This window comes from Metabacillus sediminilitoris (assembly GCF_009720625.1).
Taxonomy (GTDB): domain Bacteria; phylum Bacillota; class Bacilli; order Bacillales; family Bacillaceae; genus Metabacillus; species Metabacillus sediminilitoris.
In genome coordinates this window covers 1-24,057 of the sequence record NZ_CP046266.1, presented here as the reverse complement: position 1 = coordinate 24,057, position 24,057 = coordinate 1, and the positions used below count along the sequence as shown (strand labels likewise).

14 protein-coding genes, 2 tRNA genes, 3 rRNA genes and 1 other annotated feature (1 of these 20 only partly in view) are annotated in these 24,057 nt (G+C 39.4%); of the genes, 1 reads left to right on the top strand and 18 read right to left on the bottom strand.

What is annotated here, in order from left to right; translation table 11 throughout:
- Positions 1 to 69 (bottom strand) — a binding site (T-box leader) (it extends 153 nt beyond the left edge of the window).
- Between the two features lie 62 nt (positions 70 to 131).
- The 5 genes from pdxT to guaB all read right to left on the bottom strand — a co-directional run bounded on the left by pdxT (position 132) and on the right by guaB (position 6,408).
- Complete coding sequence (gene pdxT / locus GMB29_RS00095; RefSeq protein WP_136359142.1) at positions 132 to 707, bottom strand: pyridoxal 5'-phosphate synthase glutaminase subunit PdxT; 576 nt, start codon at positions 705 to 707, stop codon at positions 132 to 134.
- An 18-nt stretch (positions 708 to 725) separates the two neighbouring features.
- A complete protein-coding gene (gene pdxS, locus GMB29_RS00090; RefSeq protein ID WP_136359143.1) occupies positions 726 to 1,613 on the bottom strand; it encodes a pyridoxal 5'-phosphate synthase lyase subunit PdxS in 888 nt (295 codons plus the stop codon).
- Positions 1,614 to 1,941: 328 nt separating this feature from the next.
- Entirely contained in the window at positions 1,942 to 3,312 is a 1,371-nt protein-coding gene (locus GMB29_RS00085) for an IS1182 family transposase (protein WP_168733990.1), read from the bottom strand.
- 104 nt (positions 3,313 to 3,416) lie between these two features.
- Complete coding sequence (locus GMB29_RS00080) at positions 3,417 to 4,766, bottom strand: D-alanyl-D-alanine carboxypeptidase family protein (RefSeq protein WP_406600303.1); 1,350 nt, start codon at positions 4,764 to 4,766, stop codon at positions 3,417 to 3,419.
- Between the two features lie 178 nt (positions 4,767 to 4,944).
- Positions 4,945 to 6,408: an IMP dehydrogenase gene (guaB, locus tag GMB29_RS00075; protein WP_136359147.1), complete on the bottom strand. Its 1,464-nt coding sequence runs from the start codon at positions 6,406 to 6,408 to the stop codon at positions 4,945 to 4,947.
- Between the two features lie 119 nt (positions 6,409 to 6,527).
- Here guaB and GMB29_RS00070 point away from each other — a divergent pair, with 119 nt between their 5' ends.
- Entirely contained in the window at positions 6,528 to 7,478 is a 951-nt protein-coding gene (locus GMB29_RS00070; protein ID WP_168733991.1) for a YaaC family protein, read from the top strand.
- Positions 7,479 to 7,882: 404 nt separating this feature from the next.
- Here GMB29_RS00070 and rrf read toward each other — a convergent pair.
- From rrf to dnaA, 13 genes are all read right to left on the bottom strand, one after another.
- A 5S ribosomal RNA gene (gene rrf / locus GMB29_RS00065) occupies positions 7,883 to 7,998 on the bottom strand.
- 208 nt (positions 7,999 to 8,206) lie between these two features.
- Positions 8,207 to 11,136: ribosomal RNA gene (locus tag GMB29_RS00060) — 23S ribosomal RNA — on the bottom strand.
- Between the two features lie 110 nt (positions 11,137 to 11,246).
- A tRNA-Ala gene (locus GMB29_RS00055) sits at positions 11,247 to 11,322 on the bottom strand.
- A gap of 13 nt (positions 11,323 to 11,335) precedes the next feature.
- Positions 11,336 to 11,412 (bottom strand) — tRNA-Ile (locus tag GMB29_RS00050).
- Positions 11,413 to 11,489: 77 nt separating this feature from the next.
- A 16S ribosomal RNA gene (locus GMB29_RS00045) occupies positions 11,490 to 13,039 on the bottom strand.
- The 16S, 23S and 5S rRNA genes sit together here with 2 tRNA genes alongside, the layout of an rRNA operon.
- Before the next feature lie 263 nt (positions 13,040 to 13,302).
- Complete coding sequence (locus GMB29_RS00040; protein WP_227551440.1) at positions 13,303 to 14,400, bottom strand: HD-GYP domain-containing protein; 1,098 nt, start codon at positions 14,398 to 14,400, stop codon at positions 13,303 to 13,305.
- Between the two features lie 138 nt (positions 14,401 to 14,538).
- A complete protein-coding gene (gyrA, locus tag GMB29_RS00035; protein ID WP_136356346.1) occupies positions 14,539 to 17,040 on the bottom strand; it encodes a DNA gyrase subunit A in 2,502 nt (833 codons plus the stop codon).
- A gap of 281 nt (positions 17,041 to 17,321) precedes the next feature.
- The gene (gene gyrB, locus GMB29_RS00030) at positions 17,322 to 19,244 is read right to left on the bottom strand and encodes a DNA topoisomerase (ATP-hydrolyzing) subunit B (RefSeq protein ID WP_136356377.1); all 1,923 of its coding nucleotides are present in this window, start codon (positions 19,242 to 19,244) and stop codon (positions 17,322 to 17,324) included.
- Between the two features lie 162 nt (positions 19,245 to 19,406).
- On the bottom strand, positions 19,407 to 19,655 hold the full coding sequence (remB, locus tag GMB29_RS00025) for an extracellular matrix regulator RemB (protein ID WP_136356344.1): 249 nt from the start codon (positions 19,653 to 19,655) through the stop codon (positions 19,407 to 19,409).
- A gap of 10 nt (positions 19,656 to 19,665) precedes the next feature.
- On the bottom strand, positions 19,666 to 20,784 hold the full coding sequence (gene recF / locus GMB29_RS00020; protein ID WP_136356342.1) for a DNA replication/repair protein RecF: 1,119 nt from the start codon (positions 20,782 to 20,784) through the stop codon (positions 19,666 to 19,668).
- A 16-nt stretch (positions 20,785 to 20,800) separates the two neighbouring features.
- Positions 20,801 to 21,016, bottom strand: coding sequence for a S4 domain-containing protein YaaA (yaaA, locus tag GMB29_RS00015; protein WP_136356340.1), 216 nt, complete (start codon positions 21,014 to 21,016; stop codon positions 20,801 to 20,803).
- A gap of 245 nt (positions 21,017 to 21,261) precedes the next feature.
- On the bottom strand, positions 21,262 to 22,398 hold the full coding sequence (gene dnaN / locus GMB29_RS00010; RefSeq protein WP_136356338.1) for a DNA polymerase III subunit beta: 1,137 nt from the start codon (positions 22,396 to 22,398) through the stop codon (positions 21,262 to 21,264).
- A gap of 206 nt (positions 22,399 to 22,604) precedes the next feature.
- Positions 22,605 to 23,957 (bottom strand): chromosomal replication initiator protein DnaA, encoded by a 1,353-nt coding sequence (gene dnaA, locus GMB29_RS00005; protein WP_136356336.1) that lies wholly within the window; start codon positions 23,955 to 23,957, stop codon positions 22,605 to 22,607.
- Positions 23,958 to 24,057: the final 100 nt, after the last annotated feature.

Genomic DNA, 24,057 nt, shown 5'->3' with positions numbered 1-24,057 from the left:
CGATTTCCACCAACCATCGGCTCTCTACAGATAGAATATCCTGCTACTAGTTCCTATCAACATGTTTACATATTTGATTGAGTAATGATAATTTACTACAAGTATACAGCATCTTCAAGTTTTTTATACTACTACTTCGACTCTTTTACCATATTAATGAATAATTGAGTCATGCGATGATCATCCGTTAATTCAGGATGGAATGAACATCCAAGAAACTGTCCTTGACGTGCTGCAACGATACGGCCATTATGCTTTGATAAGATTTCAACATCTTCTCCAACTTCAACAATGTGTGGAGCACGAATAAAAACGCCTACAAAGTCTTCACCGACACCCGTAATCATTAGCTCAGCCTCAAAGCTATCCTTTTGTCGTCCAAATGAATTACGTTCTACCGTTACATCTAGCACTCCTAAATGTGGTTCACTATATCCGACAAGATTTTTTGCAAGAATAATTAAACCAGCACATGTGCCAAACATAGGCTTTCCATCTTGAGCAAACTTCTTTAAAGGCTCCATAAAATCATATTTATCAATAAGGCGACGCATTGTTGTACTTTCTCCGCCTGGAATAATTAGTCCATCAACCTCTTCTAGCTGGCTGACGTTCTTAACGACTACGCCTTCAGCACCACATGCTTCGATTGAATGAATATGTTCTCTTACAGCGCCTTGTAATCCTAAAACACCGATTTTTAGCATTTTAATAACTCCTTTTAATTACCAACCGCGCTCTTGCATTCTTTGCTCAGGTAAAAGACTAGAAATTTCGATTCCTTGCATTGCTGAACCTAGGCCTTTTGAAAGCTTAGCAATTAGTTCATAGTCTTGATAGTGTGTCGTTGCTTCAACGATTGAACGAGCAAATTTAGCTGGATTTTCAGATTTAAAAATACCTGAACCAACAAATACACCATCTGCACCTAGCTGCATCATTAACGCAGCATCTGCTGGAGTCGCTACACCACCTGCTGCAAAGTTAACTACTGGTAATTTTCCTTCTTTTTTAATTTGAAGAAGAAGTTCAAATGGAGCACCAAGATTTTTTGCTTCTGTCATTAATTCATCTACACTCATAGCAACTACCTTGCGAATTTGTGCATTTACTTTACGCATATGACGCACAGCTTCAACAATGTTTCCTGTACCAGGCTCACCTTTTGTACGAAGCATTGAAGCACCTTCAGCAATACGGCGAGTTGCTTCACCTAAATCACGGCATCCACATACGAAAGGAACTGTGAACTCACTTTTTAGTAAATGGAATTCTTCATCTGCAGGAGTCAGTACTTCACTTTCATCAATGTAGTCTACTCCCATTGCTTCAAGCACACGAGCTTCCACGATGTGTCCAATACGTGCCTTTGCCATTACCGGGATAGAAACTGCATTCATTACTTCTTCAACGATTGTAGGATCTGCCATTCTAGCAACTCCGCCAGCAGCACGGATATCTGCAGGAACACGCTCAAGCGCCATTACTGCTACTGCACCAGCTTCCTCAGCAATTTTAGCTTGCTCTGCATTAACAACGTCCATAATGACGCCGCCTTTTTGCATTTCTGCCATCCCACGTTTTACGCGATCAGTACCTGTTGTATTACTCATTCTGTTTGTCCCCCTTATGTAATTTCCTAAGCATAGGATTTGTAATAGAGTTGATTAAAATTCACCTAAGCTATATTTTATCCTAACTTATAAAAAAATCATATAGAAATTAATGCAATTAGTTAAACAATTCCTAAATCATCCACTATTCTATCATTTTTGCTATTATATATGTATTTTTGTTACGAATCTCTATCATTTTTTCAAAAAAAAAGACTCCCGATTAGGGGCTGTTGACAAAGGGGAAAGGAGCGTTTGCTCCTTTCCCTTTTGTTATATTTTCTTAGCTAATCGGTCGTTTTACCTTCTTTCTTTCATCCTTTCTAGGTTAATCTAACACCTTTATCATTCGTTTTAAGTTTAAAGCCAACGCAGAAAAGAGACATTGTTCCAAGATTTTTTCAATGCCCCTTTTATAGGTTTTATATAAGTTATGCTTCATCTTCATCGTACCAAAGGATCCTTCACACCACACCCTTCTTAGTTTTTGAACCCATTTATATTCATTTGTTTTCGCTCTTTCTGCATTTGCTTCCAGTAGCTCATGGGCAATTGGACGGCCAATCGTCCGTTTACTGGCTGTGGGTCCAAAACAAGAATCTCTTAATGGACAGACTTTACAGTCTCTGGCCTTCGCTGAATACGTTTTTATGTATTGTCCTTTCTTCGATTGGGCTAGGTGAGTAAAGCTCAACACCTTTTGATTGAGACAAATGTAAGCATCCCTTTCGCCAATATAGGTAAATTCTCTATAAGACGTGGAGTCAGAAGCCGAATTGGATTCGGTGGGACTGATGTATCCGATAATTCCAAGAGAATTCAGTCCATGATAAATCGGGGTGGTGTCATACCCTCGGTCGGCTCCTGCCTTTTTAATATCCAAACCGAACTTTTCCTGGGTCACGTTGAGCCTTTCAACAAAGAGTTCACAATCATTGAGGTTTCCAGCCGTTGGATGAATATCGACAATAATGCCATTTGCCGCATCAATGCTTGTATGCGCTAAATAATGGGGGCCGCCTGGTTTCCCTGGACGGTTCAGCAAACCGGAATCTGGATCAGTTGTCACCACTGAAGTGGTAATGGTTATTGGGCCTTTAGGTTTTCGACCGCGTTTTTGTGTGCCTGCTTCTTTTCGTTTCTCTTCCAGTTCCATCTCGATCTTTTTTGCTTCTTCTTCAAGCGTATTCAGGTACTGGGAAGGGGTTTGGGTCACTTCCACTTTTTGAACTTTGTCTTTCGCTGCACTCGCTTTGATATGAGTCGAATCAGTGACGATGACTTCTCCGGTTACGATCCCTTTATCAACACAGAGCTGAATAATGTGGTCAAAGATTTCCTGAAATACTTTCCCATCTTTAAATCGTCTGCGCCGGTTTTGGCTAAATACGGAATGATCGGGGACGGGATCAGTCAAATCCAGTCCTAAGAACCAGCGGTACGCAAGGTTTAGGATCACTTCCTTTTCCAGCTGTCGTTCGGAATCAATATTGAATAAATAGCCAATCAAGATCATTTTAAATAACAGCACCGGATCTAGAGATTTTCGTCCAACCTTTGAATAATACTTTTCCATCTTCTTATAGATAAAGGAGAAGTCAATCTTCTCCTGAATGATTCTCAAAACATGATCAGAAGGAACAAACGAGTTTAAATCAATAAACTCCAATTTCCCTTGCGTTTCTTCTTTACGGCCCATCATAAGAAATCCCCCCATAAAAAAACCTGTATAGGATAAAATTCTACACAGGTTTTAGAAATTCCTATTTAATTGTCAACAGCCCCCGATTAGGAGTCTTTTTTTTAAAACCAGCCTTTAACTGTATCTGTTACACTTCCCCATAGTCCGCTAAAGAATCCACCGATTCCTCTCATAGATAAAACAAACCAATTTGCTTTTTCTACTGCTTCCTTTGTAACAAGGTCTACTTGTGGTGACTTATTTTTTTCGATAAAGCCCAATGCCTCGCCTTTACCTTCATAGCTAACAACCATTGAACCAACTTTTTGACCTTTTTCAATTGGTGCTGTCAGTTCACCTTCTTTTGTAAGCAGACTCTCATCAATTTTAAAAGAAGGCTTATACGCATTTTCTTCGCCATTTTTCACTACTAGAGTAAGTGGATCTTTTGTGTGAATTGAAACATTATCTTCTTTCCCTTTTACAACCGGGATTGTAGATTGTTTTTCAATTTGATAATTAGCTGGGTATACTTCCTTCACTTTAAATGTATTAAAAGCATAGTCTAGCATTATTTTCGTTTCCACGAACCTTGATTCATGTAGTGATTTACCTTGAGCATTCATGACAACAGAGATGACGCGCATCCCATTTTTCATTGCTGTTCCAGTAAAATTTGATCCTGCATTACTAGTTGACCCTGTCTTTAAACCATCTACACCTTCATATTCATAAACTAACCCTGGGAGCATCCAATTCCAGTTTGGCATATTTGTTGCATCATCTGTTCCCTCTCTAAATACAGCTTTAGGAGTACTAGCCGTTTCAAGAGCTTCCGGGAAATCTTGAATTAATTTTTGCGATAATAAGGCCATATCACGAGCTGATAACTTATTTTCTGAGTCAGCATTTGTTCCATCTGGATGCATACCTTGAAGATCTTTATTTTCCAATCCTGTCGCATTAACAAATTCATAATTTGTTAACCCAAGTTCCTTCGCTTTTTCATTCATCATTTTTACAAAAGCTGATTCTGAACCTGCAATAATTTCAGCTAGAGCTATTGCTGCTCCATTAGCAGAATAAATAGCCATTGCTTCATATAACTCTTTTACATTATACGACCCATCCTGTCTTAAAGGAACGTTTGAAAGATCACGATTTTGGGAAATTTTATATACATATTCACTAGGTGTATATATTTGATCCCAAGTTATTTTTTTATTTGCAATCGCTTCATGTACTAGGTATTCAGTCATTACCTTTGCCATACTAGCAACAGGCAGCATCTCATCTATATTTTTCCCATAAAGAATTGTACCTGTAGATTCTTCAATGATGATTGCAGACTTCGCATTAACGGAAATAGGTGCTTCTGCAGCACTGGCAGTTGCAAATGGACTAATTGTGGAAACAACAAATGTGAATGCAAATAATAATGCAATCAATTTTCTCATACTTATGTTGTTCAAAAGTTCTCCCTCCAAAATTTTATTTTATCTATATTAAAAACATCTGTTTATATCCATAAACAACAAGAATGATTTTAACATAGAACACCCAAAAAAAATAGACAGAGTCGGGGACTCTGTCAATTGTTATAGTTCTGACATATTTAACGTGAATTCGAAATATATTTGGTTTTACGAATTATAGTGAATAGTTTGGTGCTTCTTTAGTAATTTGTACATCATGTGGATGACTTTCTTTTAATCCTGCACCTGTCATACGTACAAATTGTGAATTTTCTCGAAGTTCCTCAAGATTTTTTGAACCGCAATATCCCATACCAGATCTAATACCGCCAACAAGTTGATAAATTGTTTCTGATAATGGTCCTTTGTAAGGTGTTCTGCCTTCAATTCCTTCTGGAACAAACTTTTTATTGTCTTCTTGGAAATAACGATCTTTACTTCCTTTTTCCATCGCAGCAACAGAACCCATACCACGGTATACTTTAAAACGTCTGCCTTGGAATATTTCAGTCTCTCCAGGACTTTCTGACGTTCCAGCAAGAAGACTGCCCAGCATAACAGCATGTCCGCCAGCAGCAATAGCTTTTACCATGTCTCCAGAATATTTAATTCCACCATCAGCAATAATTGCTACACCATGTTTTCTTGCTTCTGTCGCACAATCATATATAGCCGTAATTTGCGGAACACCAACACCGGCAACAACTCGTGTCGTACAAATAGAACCAGGTCCAATTCCTACTTTTACTACATTAGCTCCCGCTTCAATTAATGCCTTTGTCGCTTCAGCAGTTGCTACATTTCCGGCAATAATGTTCAATGAAGGATATTCTTCACGAATTGCTTTAACTGTTTCTAAAACACCTTTAGAGTGTCCATGTGCAGTGTCAACTACAATAGCATCAACATTTTTTTCTACTAATTTCTTAACTCGCAGCATTGAGTCCCCGGTTACACCAACAGCACCTGCCACAATTAAACGACCTTGGTCATCTTTAGCTGAATTTGGAAATTCAATGACTTTTTCAATATCTTTAATTGTTATTAATCCTTTTAATACTCCATGATCATCAACTAAAGGTAATTTTTCAATTTTGTGTTTTTGTAAAATACCTTCAGCCTCTTTCAAAGTTGTTCCGACAGCCGCAGTAACAAGATTTTCTTTTGTCATGACATCGCTAATTTTAATCGAGTAATCTTGAATAAAACGCATATCACGGTTTGTGATAATACCAACGAGCTTTTGTTCCTCAGGGTTGTTTACAACTGGAACTCCAGAAATTCGATATTTGCCCATTAAATGCTCTGCATCGAAAACTTGGTGTTCTGGAGTTAAATAAAATGGATCTGTAATAACTCCTCTTTCAGAACGCTTTACTTTGTCAATTTGCTCAGCTTGTTGTTCAATTGACATATTTTTATGAATGACACCTAATCCACCTTGTCTTGCTATTGCAATAGCAAGCTCAGCCTCAGTTACAGTATCCATACCAGCACTCATAATTGGAATATTAAGCTTTAAGCTAGGTGTTAACTGAACACTCATGTCAACATCCCTCGGTAATACCTCAGATTTAGCTGGTATTAATAATACGTCATCAAAAGTTAAGCCTTCTTTAGAAAATTTTTGTTCCCACATAGTAAATCCCCCTTTTTTCGGCAAAATATTATTAGTAGATTATCAACACTCATAACGACTGTCAAGAAAGGAGCAAACAGTTTAAATATTTAGAATTAATTGAATGGAGTGTACAATTATTGACTGCATTGATTTGGGAACGTTTACTTTCTTATCATTCCTCAGAAACTGTCCAAAAAAAATTAGAAATTTGTTATAGGAATTTTTCCTTGGAAAATGCAAGTGGTCTTTCATATGATAACTGTTACAGATTTGTTTATTACCTTAAACATGGAGAGAATTTTTTCATACAAGCTAATCAATCACCACATGCTATTCAGCCGATGTTATTGTTTTATGGAATTTCACAGTTATTAAAAGCATGTTTGATTATCATAGATCCAGAATATCCTGCCACTTCTTCAGTTCTTGCTCATGGTGTCTCAAGTAGAAAACGGAAAAAACAACATTATCATTTTTTAAAGGACGAAATAAAAATCCAACGGAATGGGTTGTTTTCCCATGTAGTAAACAAACTTTTCCAGCTTAATCTACTTGATACTGATAAATATTCAATGGAATTTTTATTAGGGCAAATTGCTGAAATGGATGATGTTTTTTTCTTCCACCATTCAAAAAGCAATTTTGTTCAAATTGAAAAGATACAAGATAAACTCATCATTCCAGAAAAAACAGCACAACTTTTTCACTTGTCGGCAAATCGATTCGCAGAATACCTACAAGAACGGTATCCATATTACACTGTAACAACGGCTTCAAAGGATGAAGCCATACTAAAAAATACTAATCCTTTAACAATATATAACTGTACGCCGTTTTCTTTTCATATTGATAATGGAGAATTTTACCTGCCAACATCGAGAGACAGGCTATCAAAGTTGCCTGAAATTCTTATTCATTACTTAATATTATATAATCTTAGTATGATCTCACGTTATGAAACAGAGTGGTGGTATGATCTCCTTTTAGGTTCTTCAAATGATGACTATCCATTTATTTTAAGATACATGGAAATTGCAAAACGTAAGATCCCTTATTTTGTGTTAAATTTTATTGAGCATAGCCTTTAATAAAAATGAGTTGAGGGTTGTATGAAATAGTATGGTATCCCTATTTATTAGTACAATTGAAAGCTAGCAGTATCCCCATCTCTATTCCTTTAAATGAATTAACGTAGGGTTATAATAATAAATAACAAGTTTTCCCTCCCTAAATTTTTTAAATAACGATTAAAAAGGGCCAGCAGCTCTTCTGAGTTTATTTTCAATACTGAGCAATGGTCCTATTCGTATATTGTCTAGAACAAAAACGTACAGTCCCCTATCCTGTCACAGGGGCATGATCGTTTTGAATTCTATATTCATCATTTATAGTTGACTTGAAGATGAAGAATTTTTGCCTTATCGATTTTTTATTAATTTTTCTAGATAAATACAAAAAAAGACCAGTATCTCTACTGATCTTCTCTCTTCTTACTTGGCAACGTCCTACTCTCACAAGGGGAAACCCCTAACTACCATCGGCGCTGAAGAGCTTAACTTCCGTGTTCGGCATGGGAACGGGTGTGACCTCTTCGCCATCGTCACCAAATAATATTAAGTTTGAAGGGATATTCCTTCAAAACTAGATAACGATTCACAATTCAATTCACTCAACTGAGTTTATACTCTTACATTGTCCAGCTCCAGAAGCCAAATCCTACGGTCATTTCACACTCTCCTGCGAAGTCAAAGTACGACTTCTTCTCGAGCGCTCCAATGCCCTATGGATTTAAGCGGGCTTCTTCCGCTTTTCTATTTAGGTTAAGTCCTCGATCGATTAGTATCAGTCAGCTCCACACGTCACCGCGCTTCCACCTCTGACCTATCAACCTGATCATCTTTCAGGGATCTTACTAGCTTACGCTATGGGAAATCTCATCTTGAGGGGGGCTTCATGCTTAGATGCTTTCAGCACTTATCCCTTCCGCACATAGCTACCCAGCTATGCCTTTGGCAAGACAACTGGTACACCAGCGGTGCGTCCATCCCGGTCCTCTCGTACTAAGGACAGCTCCTCTCAAATTTCCTACGCCCACGACGGATAGGGACCGAACTGTCTCACGACGTTCTGAACCCAGCTCGCGTACCGCTTTAATGGGCGAACAGCCCAACCCTTGGGACCGACTACAGCCCCAGGATGCGATGAGCCGACATCGAGGTGCCAAACCTCCCCGTCGATGTGGACTCTTGGGGGAGATAAGCCTGTTATCCCCGGGGTAGCTTTTATCCGTTGAGCGATGGCCCTTCCATGCGGAACCACCGGATCACTAAGCCCGACTTTCGTCCCTGCTCGACTTGTAGGTCTCGCAGTCAAGCTCCCTTGTGCCTTTACACTCTACGAATGATTTCCAACCATTCTGAGGGAACCTTTGGGCGCCTCCGTTACATTTTAGGAGGCGACCGCCCCAGTCAAACTGCCCACCTGACACTGTCTCCCAGCCCGATAAGGGCTGCGGGTTAGAATTTCAATACAGCCAGGGTAGTATCCCACCGACGCCTCCACCGAAGCTAGCGCTCCGGCTTCTCAGGCTCCTACCTATCCTGTACAAGCTGTACCAAAATTCAATATCAGGCTACAGTAAAGCTCCACGGGGTCTTTCCGTCCTGTCGCGGGTAACCTGCATCTTCACAGGTACTATAATTTCACCGAGTCTCTCGTTGAGACAGTGCCCAGATCGTTACGCCTTTCGTGCGGGTCGGAACTTACCCGACAAGGAATTTCGCTACCTTAGGACCGTTATAGTTACGGCCGCCGTTTACTGGGGCTTCGGTTCAAAGCTTCGCTTGCGCTAACCTCTCCCCTTAACCTTCCAGCACCGGGCAGGCGTCAGCCCCTATACTTCGCCTTGCGGCTTCGCAGAGACCTGTGTTTTTGCTAAACAGTCGCCTGGGCCTATTCACTGCGGCTTTTCGCAGGGCAAGCCCTGAAAAAGCACCCCTTCTCCCGAAGTTACGGGGTCATTTTGCCGAGTTCCTTAACGAGAGTTCTCTCGCTCACCTTAGGATTCTCTCCTCGCCTACCTGTGTCGGTTTGCGGTACGGGCACCTCTCACCTCGCTAGAGGCTTTTCTTGGCAGTGTGGAATCAGGAACTTCGGTACTATATTTCCCTCGCCATCACAGCTCAGCCTTTACGACAACGGGATTTGCCTCGTTATCAGCCTAACTGCTTGGACGCGCTAATCCAACAGCGCGCTTACCCTATCCTTCTGCGTCCCCCCATTGCTCAAATGGTGAGGAGGTGGTACAGGAATTTCAACCTGTTGTCCATCGCCTACGCCTTTCGGCCTCGGCTTAGGTCCCGACTAACCCTGAGCGGACGAGCCTTCCTCAGGAAACCTTAGGCATTCGGTGGAGGGGATTCTCACCCCTCTTTCGCTACTCATACCGGCATTCTCACTTCTAAGCGCTCCACTAGTCCTTCCGGTCTAGCTTCACAGCCCTTAGAACGCTCTCCTACCATTGTTCGTAAGAACAATCCACAGCTTCGGTGATACGTTTAGCCCCGGTACATTTTCGGCGCAGAGTCACTCGACCAGTGAGCTATTACGCACTCTTTAAATGGTGGCTGCTTCTAAGCCAACATCCTGGTTGTCTAAGCAACTCCACATCCTTTTCCACTTAACGTATACTTTGGGACCTTAGCTGGTGGTCTGGGCTGTTTCCCTCTTGACTACGGATCTTATCACTCGCAGTCTGACTCCTGAACATAAGTCTTTGGCATTCGGAGTTTGACTGAATTCGGTAACCCGATGGGGGCCCCTAGTCCAATCAGTGCTCTACCTCCAAGACTCTCAATTTCAAGGCTAGCCCTAAAGCTATTTCGGAGAGAACCAGCTATCTCCAAGTTCGATTGGAATTTCTCCGCTACCCACACCTCATCCCCGCACTTTTCAACGTGCGTGGGTTCGGGCCTCCATTCAGTGTTACCTGAACTTCACCCTGGACATGGGTAGATCACCTGGTTTCGGGTCTACGACCACGTACTCTTTCGCCCTATTCAGACTCGCTTTCGCTGCGGCTCCGTCTCATCAACTTAACCTTGCACGGGATCGTAACTCGCCGGTTCATTCTACAAAAGGCACGCCATTACCCATTAACGGGCTTTGACTACTTGTAGGCACACGGTTTCAGGATCTCTTTCACTCCCCTTCCGGGGTGCTTTTCACCTTTCCCTCACGGTACTGGTTCACTATCGGTCACTAGGGAGTATTTAGCCTTGGGAGATGGTCCTCCCTGCTTCCGACGGGATTTCACGTGTCCCGCCGTACTCAGGATCCACTCTGGAGGGAACGAAGTTTCAACTACAGGGTTGTTACCTTCTTTGACGGGCCTTTCCAGACCTCTTCATTTACTCCGTTCCTTTGTAACTCCGTATAGAGTGTCCTACAACCCCAAGAGGCAAGCCTCTTGGTTTGGGCTAATTCCGTTTCGCTCGCCGCTACTTGGGAAATCGCGTTTGCTTTCTCTTCCTCCGGGTACTTAGATGTTTCAGTTCCCCGGGTCTGCCTTTATCACCCTATGTATTCAGGTGAAAATACTACTCCATTACGAGCAGTGGGTTCCCCCATTCGGAAATCTCCGGATCAAAGCTTACTTACAGCTCCCCGAAGCATATCGGTGTTAGTACCGTCCTTCATCGGCTCCTAGTGCCAAGGCATCCACCGTGCGCCCTTAACAACTTAACCTTTGACATTAAAAATGTCATTTTAATCATTATTAAGAGAATCACTAAACTAAGCGTTTAAACTCAGTGAATTACTTGAATTGTTATCGTTATCTAGTTTTCAAGGAACATTGGTGGAGCCTAGCGGGATCGAACCGCTGACCTCCTGCGTGCAAAGCAGGCGCTCTCCCAGCTGAGCTAAGGCCCCGTTTTCTTTGAGATGGTGGGCCTAAATGGACTCGAACCATCGACCTCACGCTTATCAGGCGTGCGCTCTAACCAGCTGAGCTATAGGCCCATCTCTATGAATATATCATTGGAGAACAAAGTTCTCTCAAAACTAAACAAAAACCAAGTGTGCCTCATTTTCCTTAGAAAGGAGGTGATCCAGCCGCACCTTCCGATACGGCTACCTTGTTACGACTTCACCCCAATCATCTGTCCCACCTTAGGCGGCTGGCTCCTTACGGTTACCCCACCGACTTCGGGTGTTACAAACTCTCGTGGTGTGACGGGCGGTGTGTACAAGGCCCGGGAACGTATTCACCGCGGCATGCTGATCCGCGATTACTAGCGATTCCGGCTTCATGCAGGCGAGTTGCAGCCTGCAATCCGAACTGAGAATGGTTTTATGGGATTGGCTTGACTTCGCAGTCTTGCAGCCCTTTGTACCATCCATTGTAGCACGTGTGTAGCCCAGGTCATAAGGGGCATGATGATTTGACGTCATCCCCACCTTCCTCCGGTTTGTCACCGGCAGTCACCTTAGAGTGCCCAACTGAATGCTGGCAACTAAGATCAAGGGTTGCGCTCGTTGCGGGACTTAACCCAACATCTCACGACACGAGCTGACGACAACCATGCACCACCTGTCACCACTGTCCCCGAAGGGAAAGGTATATCTCTATACCGGTCAGTGGGATGTCAAGACCTGGTAAGGTTCTTCGCGTTGCTTCGAATTAAACCACATGCTCCACCGCTTGTGCGGGCCCCCGTCAATTCCTTTGAGTTTCAGTCTTGCGACCGTACTCCCCAGGCGGAGTGCTTAATGCGTTTGCTGCAGCACTAAAGGGCGGAAACCCTCTAACACTTAGCACTCATCGTTTACGGCGTGGACTACCAGGGTATCTAATCCTGTTCGCTCCCCACGCTTTCGCGCCTCAGTGTCAGTTACAGACCAGAAAGTCGCCTTCGCCACTGGTGTTCCTCCAAATCTCTACGCATTTCACCGCTACACTTGGAATTCCACTTTCCTCTTCTGCACTCAAGTTCCCCAGTTTCCAATGACCCTCCACGGTTGAGCCGTGGGCTTTCACATCAGACTTAAGAAACCACCTGCGCGCGCTTTACGCCCAATAATTCCGGACAACGCTTGCCACCTACGTATTACCGCGGCTGCTGGCACGTAGTTAGCCGTGGCTTTCTGGTTAGGTACCGTCAAGGTACCAGCAGTTACTCTGGTACATGTTCTTCCCTAACAACAGAACTTTACGACCCGAAGGCCTTCATCGTTCACGCGGCGTTGCTCCGTCAGACTTTCGTCCATTGCGGAAGATTCCCTACTGCTGCCTCCCGTAGGAGTCTGGGCCGTGTCTCAGTCCCAGTGTGGCCGATCACCCTCTCAGGTCGGCTACGCATCGTCGCCTTGGTGAGCCGTTACCTCACCAACTAGCTAATGCGCCGCGGGTCCATCTGTAAGTGATAGCCGAAGCCATCTTTCAATGTCGAACCATGCGGTTCGACATGTTATCCGGTATTAGCTCCGGTTTCCCGGAGTTATCCCAATCTTACAGGCAGGTTACCCACGTGTTACTCACCCGTCCGCCGCTAATCTTTGGGAGCAAGCTCCCTCAGATTCGCTCGACTTGCATGTATTAGGCACGCCGCCAGCGTTCGTCCTGAGCCAGGATCAAACTCTCCAATAAAGAGTTGATGTAGCTCATAAAATTGTACTTCGTAGTACGTTGTTTTGTTAATCGAAATTAACGTTGGCACGCTTGGTTTTGTTTAGTTTTCAAAGAACTTTTTAGTCATTCGCTCAAAGGCGACTTCATTAATATAACATTTAACTATACTCGAAGTCAATAGTTAAATGAATATTTTTTTCAGAACAACTATGCTCTGTTTGGCTGACTTTAAGAAGTATATCAGCATAACTTTACTAAGTCAACACATTCAGAGCATTTTTTTATAAAACGTCTTCAATAAATAGCTCTCTCTTATCCTTTAATGAAAGGATATCATTTAAATGTATTGATTTTACTATAGGTCTGGTTGGATTTTGTTCATCCACAAAAACAATTTCGGCTTCAATACCGTTAGAAAGCTTTACCTTTGTTCCGACCGAGAATTTAATAATGATCTTTTTTAATTCATTTACGACGTTCATATCAAATTTACCAAATTCATCTTGCAGAATTTGCTCTAATACTTTAAATGGGGACTGTTTATTACGATAAGGTCGAACAGATACCATTGCTTGATATGTATCTGCTAGAGCTACTATTTTACTGTAGGGATGAAGCTTATCACCTTTTACACTTAAAGGATATCCGCTGCCATCTATCCTTTCGTGATGTTGTAATACCCCCATCTTTACTCCTTCTTTAATCGACATTATTTTTTTAAGTAAATTATAGCTATGAACAGGGTGTTGTTTAACATCTCTATACTCGTTTTCAGTTAATGTTATATGTTTAGTAAGAATATTAGGTGTTATCTTTGACATTCCACAATCACATAATAATCCAGTTAATGCAATTTGATTCATGTCCCCCTGTTTATACTTTAATTTTTTTCCTAAAAGAGCACTAAGCAACGCAACAGAGATAGAATGATGATAAATATAGTCTTCCTGTTTACTATGATGATAAAGTTTAATAATCTCTTCCTCGTTACCTTCTATCTTTTCTACTAAGGGAATAATCAATTGACGTACTTTAGCTATATCTAGCAATGCACCTGATTGCCAGCTAAGATAAAGCTGTTTAAAGGCTTTGACAGCCTCAAAATAAAGTTGATAGAAAGATTTTTCAACTATTGAATCAATCATTTGATCCAAAACTTTTTCATTTTCATCCAAAAAATAATCAGGTTGAAATTTTTCCCCATTATCAAGAAAACTCTCTACTTCTATTTCTTTAATCAAAAAAGCTTGTAGAGCAGCTTTGATGTGTTGATCTACAACTGTTGTTTTGTATGCCAGCGGTCTATTTGTATCTGAAATGATATTTTGAGATAAAATGCATCCATCTTGTAATTGTTCAACATGTATTCTCACAAGCATCCCCCCTTGTTCATTATAACTAAAAATAGGTAAAAATGTTTATTAATAGATCATTTTTCCTATTTTATACGTAATTTTATTATGGGTTTGCATACTAAATAAAAAACCGACTCTTTTACGAGTCGGTTTTTTATCGTTTTATTCTTCTGGTGTTTCTGGTGTTTCTGGTGTTTCCGGTGTTTCACCTTCTTCTGCTTGCTCTATTTCGTCTTCCTCTTTTTCAACTAAAGCAACAGTAGAAACAACGACATTTTCATCTAATTTAATGAGTTTAACACCTTGAGTATTTCTTCCCATTGTTGAAATGGTCGAGACATCCATCCGAATAATAACACCGCTAGCTGTTATTAGCATTAAGTCTTCTTCTCCTGTTGCGGCTTTAACAGAAACGACTTGACCATTTTTATCAGTGATATTACATGTCTTTAATCCCTTACCTCCACGGCTTTGGGTTCTATATTCTTCAGAAGGAGTTCGTTTACCATATCCATTGCTTGTAACAATTAATACATCTACGTCTTCCTCAAGAATTTCCATTCCAACTACTTCATCATCTGAATCTAGTGTAATACCTTTCACACCGCTTGCTGTACGTCCCATTGATCGAACGTCTGTTTCAGGGAAACGTATAAGCATACCATTCTTTGTCCCTATAATGATATCTTTAGATCCATCTGTTAATTTTACTGAAATCAGTTCATCTGCTTCACGCAGACCTACTGCGATTAATCCATTATTTCTTATATGGGCAAATTGTGATAATGGTGAACGTTTTGAGATTCCCTCTTTTGTTGTAAAGAATAAGAACCAGTCATCAGCAAATTCAGAAACAGGGATAATCGCGTTAACCCATTCATCTTTTTCTACGCTTAATAAGTTTATGATCGGGAGACCTTTAGCTGTTCGGCTGTATTCAGGAATTTCATAGCCTTTCGCTCGGTAAACTTTCCCTTTGTTTGTAAAGAATAAAATCGTATCATGTGTTGACGTAGTAAGGAGCTGCGCAACAAAGTCATCCTCATTCGTTCCCATTCCTTGAATACCTCGTCCACCACGTTTTTGTGTACGATAGGTTGATAATGGGAGACGTTTAATATAGCCGTTATGAGTTAGCGTAATAACAATATTCTCAATTGGAATTAAATCCTCATCTTCGATATTTTCTATCCCGCCGGCAACTATTTCTGTACGACGCTCATCGTTGAATCGCTCTTTAATTTCTGTAAGCTCATCGCGAATGATAGAAAGTACTTTTTCTTCGTCTGCCAAAATCGCCTTTAATTCAGCAATTAATTTTACAAGTGATTGGTATTCCTCTTCAATTTTTTCTCTTTCTAAACCGGTTAAACGTTGAAGTCTCATATCCAATATTGCTTGTGCTTGTTTTTCACTAAGCGAAAATTGCTCCATTAATCCATTGCGGGCAATATCCGTCGTTTGAGAACTTCGAATTAACGCAATCACTGCATCTAAATGGTCTAGTGCAATCCTTAATCCCTCAAGAATATGTGCACGCGCCTCCGCTTTACGTAATTCAAAAGCTGTTCTTCGCTTAATGACTACCTTTTGATGCTCCAGATAATAAAATAGCATTTGTTTTAAGTTAAGGACCTTTGGATGGCCATCGACTAAAGAGAGCATATTAATACCAAAACTAGTTTGTAATGCTGTTTGTTTATAAAGATTATTGAGCAGAACGTTTGCATTTGCATCCTTTCTAACCTCAATCACAATTCGCATTCCATTACGGTCTGATTCATCACGTAAATCGGTAATCCCGTCAATTTTCTTATCTCGCACGAGTTCTGCAATTTTTTCAACAAGCTTTGCTTTGTTTACTTGATAAGGGATTTCTTTTACGATAATTACTTGTTTTCCTGAAGCCTTTTCCTCAATCTCCACCTTAGCTCGAATGGTGATTGAACCTCTGCCTGTTTCATAAGCCTTACGTATTCCACTTCTGCCAATTATTTGTCCAGAAGTTGGGAAATCAGGTCCAGGGATAATTTCCATCAATTCAGGTATTGTGATGTCTGGGTCCTTGCTAATTGCCAGCACACCGTCAATTACTTCTCCAAGTTGATGCGGAGGGATATTTGTAGCCATACCAACTGCAATTCCCGTCGCACCGTTAACTAATAGGTTTGGAAATCTAGCTGGAAGAACAACTGGTTCCCTTTCCGAGCCGTCATAGTTATCCTGGTAATCAATTGTGTCCTTGTTAATATCACGAATTAATTCCATGGAAATTTTCGACATACGCGCTTCAGTATAACGCATCGCTGCTGCAGAATCTCCATCAACAGAACCGAAATTCCCGTGTCCATCTACCAACATATAACGGAAATTAAAGTCTTGTGCCATACGAACCATTGTTTCATAAACAGCCGAATCTCCATGCGGGTGATATTTACCAATTACTTCACCGACGATACGCGCTGATTTTTTAAATGGTTTATCTGATGTCATCCCTAAATCATTCATTGCATAAAGAATTCGGCGATGAACAGGTTTTAATCCATCGCGAACATCTGGCAATGCACGGGAAACAATAACACTCATTGCATAACCTAAAAATGATTCTCTCATTTCACTGCTAATATTTCTCTCAATAACGTGTGAGTTTTGATTTTCCGACATACTAAGATAACCTCCCTTAGTCTTTTTTACGTTTTAAAATTGGGAGAGCCTAATAAAAATTTATTGTAAAGAAATCTTTCATACTCAATTGAAGAATATTGTTCTAATAGTCTACTCTCCATTATATCAATATTGGAGAAGGATTACACATCAAATTCATAGATAATTAACTAGTTAACAGAATTTTCCGGTCGTTCCCTTTCACGACATCCCTCATCTTTTGAATATAATTCTTGGATCAAAAAATGAAAAGCACCTCACCAAAATGAGGTGCTTTTCACCTAAATATCTAAATTTTTAACATATTGTGCATTTTCCTCAATAAAGTTTCGACGAGGCTCTACTTTATCTCCCATTAACGTGTCAAATGTTTCATCTGCGTCAATCGCATCCTCCAGTGTAACTTGGAGTAATGTACGCGACTCCGGATTCATTGTTGTTTCCCAAAGCTGCCCTGGATTCATCTCTCCTAAACCTTTGTATCGCTGGATACCAGGTTTAGGCTGTTGAGGCATCTCCGCTAAGTACTTATTTAGCTGGGCATCATTATAGGCATATTCAATCCGTTTGCCCTGCTGAATTTTGTAAAGTGGCGGCTGGGCAATATAGATGTATCCCTGTTCTAATATTTGGCGCATATAGCGATAAAAGAAGGTTAGTAGCAGTGTACGAATATGCGCACCATCGACATCAGCATCTGTCATAATAACGACTTTATGATAACGAGCTTTTAAGATATCAAAGTCTTCTCCAATCCCAGTACCTAATGCCGTGATAATGGCTCTAATTTCATTATTAGATAAAATTTTATCCAGTCTTGCTTTTTCAACGTTGAGTATCTTTCCTCTTAATGGCAGGATTGCTTGGAAATGTCTGTCTCTCCCTTGTTTAGCAGAACCACCAGCAGAGTCCCCCTCAACGATATAGATTTCACTAATAGAAGGATCCTTTGAAGAACAATCTGCTAACTTCCCAGGAAGGCTGGAAATTTCAAGCGCACTTTTCCTTCTCGTTAATTCGCGGGCCTTTTTAGCAGCAAGACGAGCTCTAGCTGCCATAAGTCCTTTATCTACAATTTTTTTAGCAACATTAGGATTTTCTAATAAAAACTTATCAAATGCCTCCGAAAAGATAGAGTCTGTCACTGTTCGGACTTCTGAGTTACCGAGTTTTGTCTTTGTTTGCCCTTCAAACTGTGGATCAGGATGTTTTATTGAAATGATGGCAGTAATCCCTTCCCGCACATCTTCACCTGAAAGATTATCATCATTTTCTTTAAAGATTTTGCTTCTTCTCGCATAGTCATTAATTACTCGAGTTAGAGCTGTTTTAAATCCCGCTTCATGTGTTCCGCCTTCATAGGTATGAATATTATTAGCGAAAGAATAAAGGTTACTCGTGTAACTATCGTTATATTGAATGGCAACTTCCGCAGTAATTCCGTCTTTCGCACCTTCAATATAAACAGGTTCATCATGGATCACTTCACGAGTACGGTTTAAATGTTCTACATATGATTTAATACCGCCTTCATAGTGATATTCGTTGTTTCGTTTGTTTTCACGTTTGTCTTCAAGCGTTATTTTTAGGCCTCGATTAAGGAATGCTAACTCTCTGATACGATTTGCTAGTATTTCATAATCGTATATTGTTGTTTCAGTGAAAATCTCTGAATCTGGTTTAAAATGTGTAGTTGTTCCAGTTAATTCTGATTCGCCAATTACTTGTAAATCACCAGCAGGAACACCCTTTTCAAACTTTTGAAAGTGTATTTTACCTTCACGGTAGACAGTTACAGTTAATTCTGTTGAAAGGGCGTTAACAACAGACGCACCTACTCCATGAAGCCCGCCTGATACCTTGTAGCCTCCGCCGCCAAACTTTCCGCCGGCATGTAATACGGTCATAATAACTTCAACTGCTGGACGACCCATTTTTTCATGCATTCCTACAGGAATTCCACGTCCATTATCTTTTACAGTTATACTGTTATCTTCCTCAATTATAACGTTGATTTCATCACAATAACCAGCTAATGCTTCGTCTATACTATTATCAACAATCTCCCATACTAGATGGTGAAGCCCTTTTGAACTAGTTGAACCGATATACATCCCAGGTCGTTTACGTACCGCTTCTAAACCTTCTAATACTTGGATCTGATCTGCATCATATGATTGCTGTTGAACTTGATTATCTTCGATCGTCACACTAATTCACCTACACTTTTCCTAAAGCTTACTTTTACGAAGAAACGCACAAGCCCTTGGTGAGAAATGAACTCTATATAAAAGAGATTTCCCAAGGGGACCCGGGCGTAAAATATTGATTGTGTTGCACTATTCTATAATCAATAAAAATACTTGTTATTTATCTATATCAAAAGCAAAATGTGCTCGTTTTTTTAATGTACTTGATGACAAAGGGGAAAAATAAATTTTATCCATCGTAACAACAACTGATTTTGCATCACTTTTAGTAAGCCGAACAATTTTATCTGCTTGTTTTGTCAAAAATTCCGAAACAATAGAAGAACTCTTTGAGGAATGACGATCAAGAATCATGACAACCTCTTTAGAGGGGACAACAAAATTGTCTCCTAGATGAATATACATTTTAATCACCTCATTTATCGTCTAAAAGTTCTCCTGAAGCAACATGAAATGTAGCTGCCTCTTTTAACGTTTGATGGTCGATACCTTCAACACTCGTTGTCGTGACAAAGGTTTGCACCTTCCCTTGTATTGTATTTAACAAGTGTGATTGCCTGTAATCATCTAATTCTGATAAGACATCATCAAGTAAAAGAATAGGATATTCCCCGATTTCACTATAGATTAAATCTATTTCCGCTAATTTTAGTGATAGAGCCGTTGTTCTTTGTTGACCTTGTGATCCATATGTTTGGACATCATGATCATTTACAAAAAAAGTGAGGTCATCTCGATGGGGTCCTGCAAGTGTTGCACCACGTTCAATTTCTTTTTCTTTTATTTTAGCAAATTTTTGTTCATATACTTCTACCATTTTCGTCAAATCATGATCTTCTGATACGTCTACAGATGGTTTATATTTAATGACCAATGTTTCTAAACCTCTACTTATCCCTGAATGAATAGGACCTGCCCATTTTTGGAGCTTAGAAATAAATTGTAGTCGTTTATGGATAATCTTTGCAGCAGCTTCACATAATTGAGCAGTCAGCACATCAAGCATCGTATGGTCTGTTTGCTTTCTCATTTGTAATAATTTCAAATAATGATTTCTTTGCTGCATAATTTTTTGATAACGGCTTAAATCATGAAGATAAATTGCTGAAACCTGGCCAATTTCCATATCTATAAATCTTCTTCTCACTTGGGGACTTCCTTTAACTAAATTCAAATCCTCAGGTGCAAACATTATCACATTCATTGCTCCAACATACTGGCTTAATTTTTCTTGTTCAATATGATTTAGTTTTGCTTTTTTTCCTTTTTTGGATATGACTAATTGGAGTGCGGTTGATCGATTGTATTTTTCTACTCTACCTTCTATTTTAGCATATTCTTCATTCCAACGAATCAGTTCTTTATCATTTGACGTTCGATGTGATTTCGCCATGGCAAGAACATAGATTGATTCCATTACATTTGTTTTCCCCTGTGCATTCTCACCAAGGATGACATTAACTTTATTTTCAAACTGGATCGTTAAATCATGATAGTTTCGATAATTTTTTAATTTCAGCTCATTTATATACAAATTTTGTACACCAACTTTAATTTTTCACGATATATGTACCAAAATCAGGGATATAAACCAAATCACCATCTCTAAGTTTTTTCCCTCGACGATTTTCCGGTTCATTATTCACAAAAATTTCATACTCGGCTAAAAACCATTTTGCCATTCCGCCAGATTGTATCACTTCAGCAAGTTTTAAAAATTGTCCTAATGTAATATACTCTGAATCAATCTTAACTTGTTTTACCATAGTGAACCACCTTCCTTCAGTAGTCTCTAACTTTATATTTTACTAAATATCATTCTCAAAATACAAGTATCCTAGTACTTTCAACCTCTTGTCCACTCCAGACAAACAAATAAACCTGTATATAGTTGATTCTAGTCCTAAAGAACCATACCTCTTTTAAACACTTTCTATTCCTAGATAAAACCCAGCAAAAAATAAAAGAGGCTGACAACGTGCCAGTCCTCTTAAATCTATATATTTAGTTATTAGTATGTTCTTACAGGCAATATCAATTGGAGCATAGAGTCATCATGTGTTGTGCGGATAAGAAACGGTCTCATAGCCCCTGTAAAATCGACATTTATCTCAGTACCTTCAAGTGCTTTTAATGCATCCATTACGTATTTTGCGCTAAAGGAAATTTTTAATTCTTCCCCTTGAATTTCTGACGTTTGGATTTCTTCACTTACTTTTCCTATCTCTGGTGAATTTGATGAAATCTCAATCATTCCTTGAGATAGTGTCGTTAATTTAACGACATTATTTCTAGCTTCTTTCGCAAGTAAAGATGCACGATCAATTGCTTGTAGAAATTCTTTTGAATTGATTGTCAAATTAGTTTTACTTTCTGAAGGAATTAAGCGGGAAGTATCTGGATAATTCCCATCAAGTAATCTTGAGAAAAATAGAAGGTTTTCTGCTTTAAATAATACTTGATTTTCAGTAATAACAATCTCTACTAAGTCGCTTGTATCATCTAAAATTTTGCTTAGTTCACTTAAACTTTTTCCCGGTATGACAACATTATAAGAACTTTGAATTTCTGTATTAATTTTCGCTTTCCTTAATGCTAAACGGTGACTGTCTGTAGCTATACAAACAAGATCATCATTATCTAACTTCCAGTTGACCCCTGTTAAAATCGGTCTTGTTTCAGAGGTTGATACAGCAAAAACGGTTTGACGAATCATTGCTTTTAACAAATCCGTAGGAATTTTGAATACATTATTTTCTTCAATTTGTGGTAAATGCGGATATTCCTCTGCATCTAAACCGATTAAGTTAAATTCCGCTTTTCCAGAACGAATAACAGTTGATTGGTGATTTCCTACTTCGATTTCGACAATATCCATCGGAAGTTTTTTAACAATTTCACTGAAAAATCGAGCTTGTAAGACAATACTTCCAGTTTGCTGAATTTCGACAATCTCATTTCCATTTTCTTCAGAAGGAATAAACGATTCGATCGATATATCAGAGTCACTTCCAGTTAACGTAACACCTTCTGTATTAGCAACAATTTTTATACCAGTCAAAATAGGAATCGTTGTTCTTGACGATACAGCTTTCATAACGTCTTGAACGCTTTGGACTAACTTGTCACGCTGTATAATAAATTTCATGAATAATTCCTCCTTTTTCATGCTTTTTTTTAAGGAATAGTTATATATATTATTTATAAAAATAAAGTAATAGTAATAGTAGGGACTGTGGAAATGTGGATAACCTGTATAAACGAAAGGAAACACAGCCTATCCACATGTGGACAGACTGTGTATAAATCTTTAGTAGTTATTCACATTTTTAAGTCCCGTATAAAATGTATTTTCTAAGAACCTTTAAGGATGCCGGTAATTTCTTTTAGCTGTCTTTGAAGTTGTTCATCAGTTTGAAGCAGTTTAGAAATTTTTTCATGGGCATGGATAACTGTTGTATGATCACGACCGCCGAATTCCTCGCCAATTTTCGGGAGGGAAGAGTCTGTTAATTCTCTTGATAAATACATGGCAATTTGCCTAGGGAAAGCCACAGATTTTGTGCGCTTTTTAGCTTTGAAATCCTCTAGTTTCACTTGATATTCTTGGCCAACTATACGTTGAATATCACTAATAGAAATGATTTTCGGCTTTGAATTAGGAATGATATCTTTTAATGCTTCCGCTGCTAAATCAGCATTAATATCTTTGTTAATAAGAGATGAATAAGCAACAACTCGAATAAGTGCTCCTTCTAATTCACGAATATTTGAATCAATTTGATTTGCAATATACAGCATGACCTCATTTGGGATATCAAGGCCTTCTGCTTTTGCTTTTTTTCGTAAAATAGCAATTCTAGTTTCTAAATCTGGGGGAGTTATATCAGTGATTAAGCCCCATTCAAATCGTGAACGCAGTCTGTCCTCAAGAGTTGGTATTTCCTTTGGAGGACGGTCACTTGAAATAACGATTTGCTTACTTTCCTCATGCAATGTGTTAAAAGTATGGAAAAATTCCTCTTGCGTTTGTTCTTTTCCAGCAAGGAATTGAATATCATCGATTAAAAGAACGTCTACACTACGATATTTATTTCTAAAATCAACCGCTTTGTTGTCTCGGATGGAATTAATAAATTCATTTGTAAATTTTTCTGAGGATAAATAAACAACCTTTGCTGAAGGTTTATGATCAATTACATAATGTCCGATTGCATGCATTAAGTGAGTTTTACCTAATCCTACTCCTCCATAAATAAATAAAGGATTATATGCTTTTGCTGGTGCTTCAGCTACAGCTAGTGATGCAGCATGGGCAAATCGGTTACCTGAGCCGATAACAAATGTATCAAACGTATATTTTGGATTAAGCATATTTTGATGAAGTTCTATTTGTTCCTCGCCATTTTTATTAGCAGACTTAACAGGCGAATGTGATACAAATTCATCATCTGTTTGATTTTGAGGAATAATAAATTTTATTGCAAATTCTTCTCCAGTTAACTGGTAGATTGTATCGGCAATTAAATGCAGGTAGCGAGATTCTAACCAATCTCTTGCAAACTCATTTGGAGCGGTTATGGTTAGAGTGTCACCTTGAATAGTATGTGCTTTAGTTGATTTTAGCCATGTCTCATAACTAGGCTTACTTATTTTCTTTTCGATCTCTTCTAAAGCTTTACTCCAAAGTTCGGAAATATTCTCCATGTAGTATTTTTCCCCTCCTTTACCTATTTACTTTTGCCCTTTGTACAAGTTTTGTACAAGATAAGAATATTCATGTATAAACATGCAAAGCATAAAATTG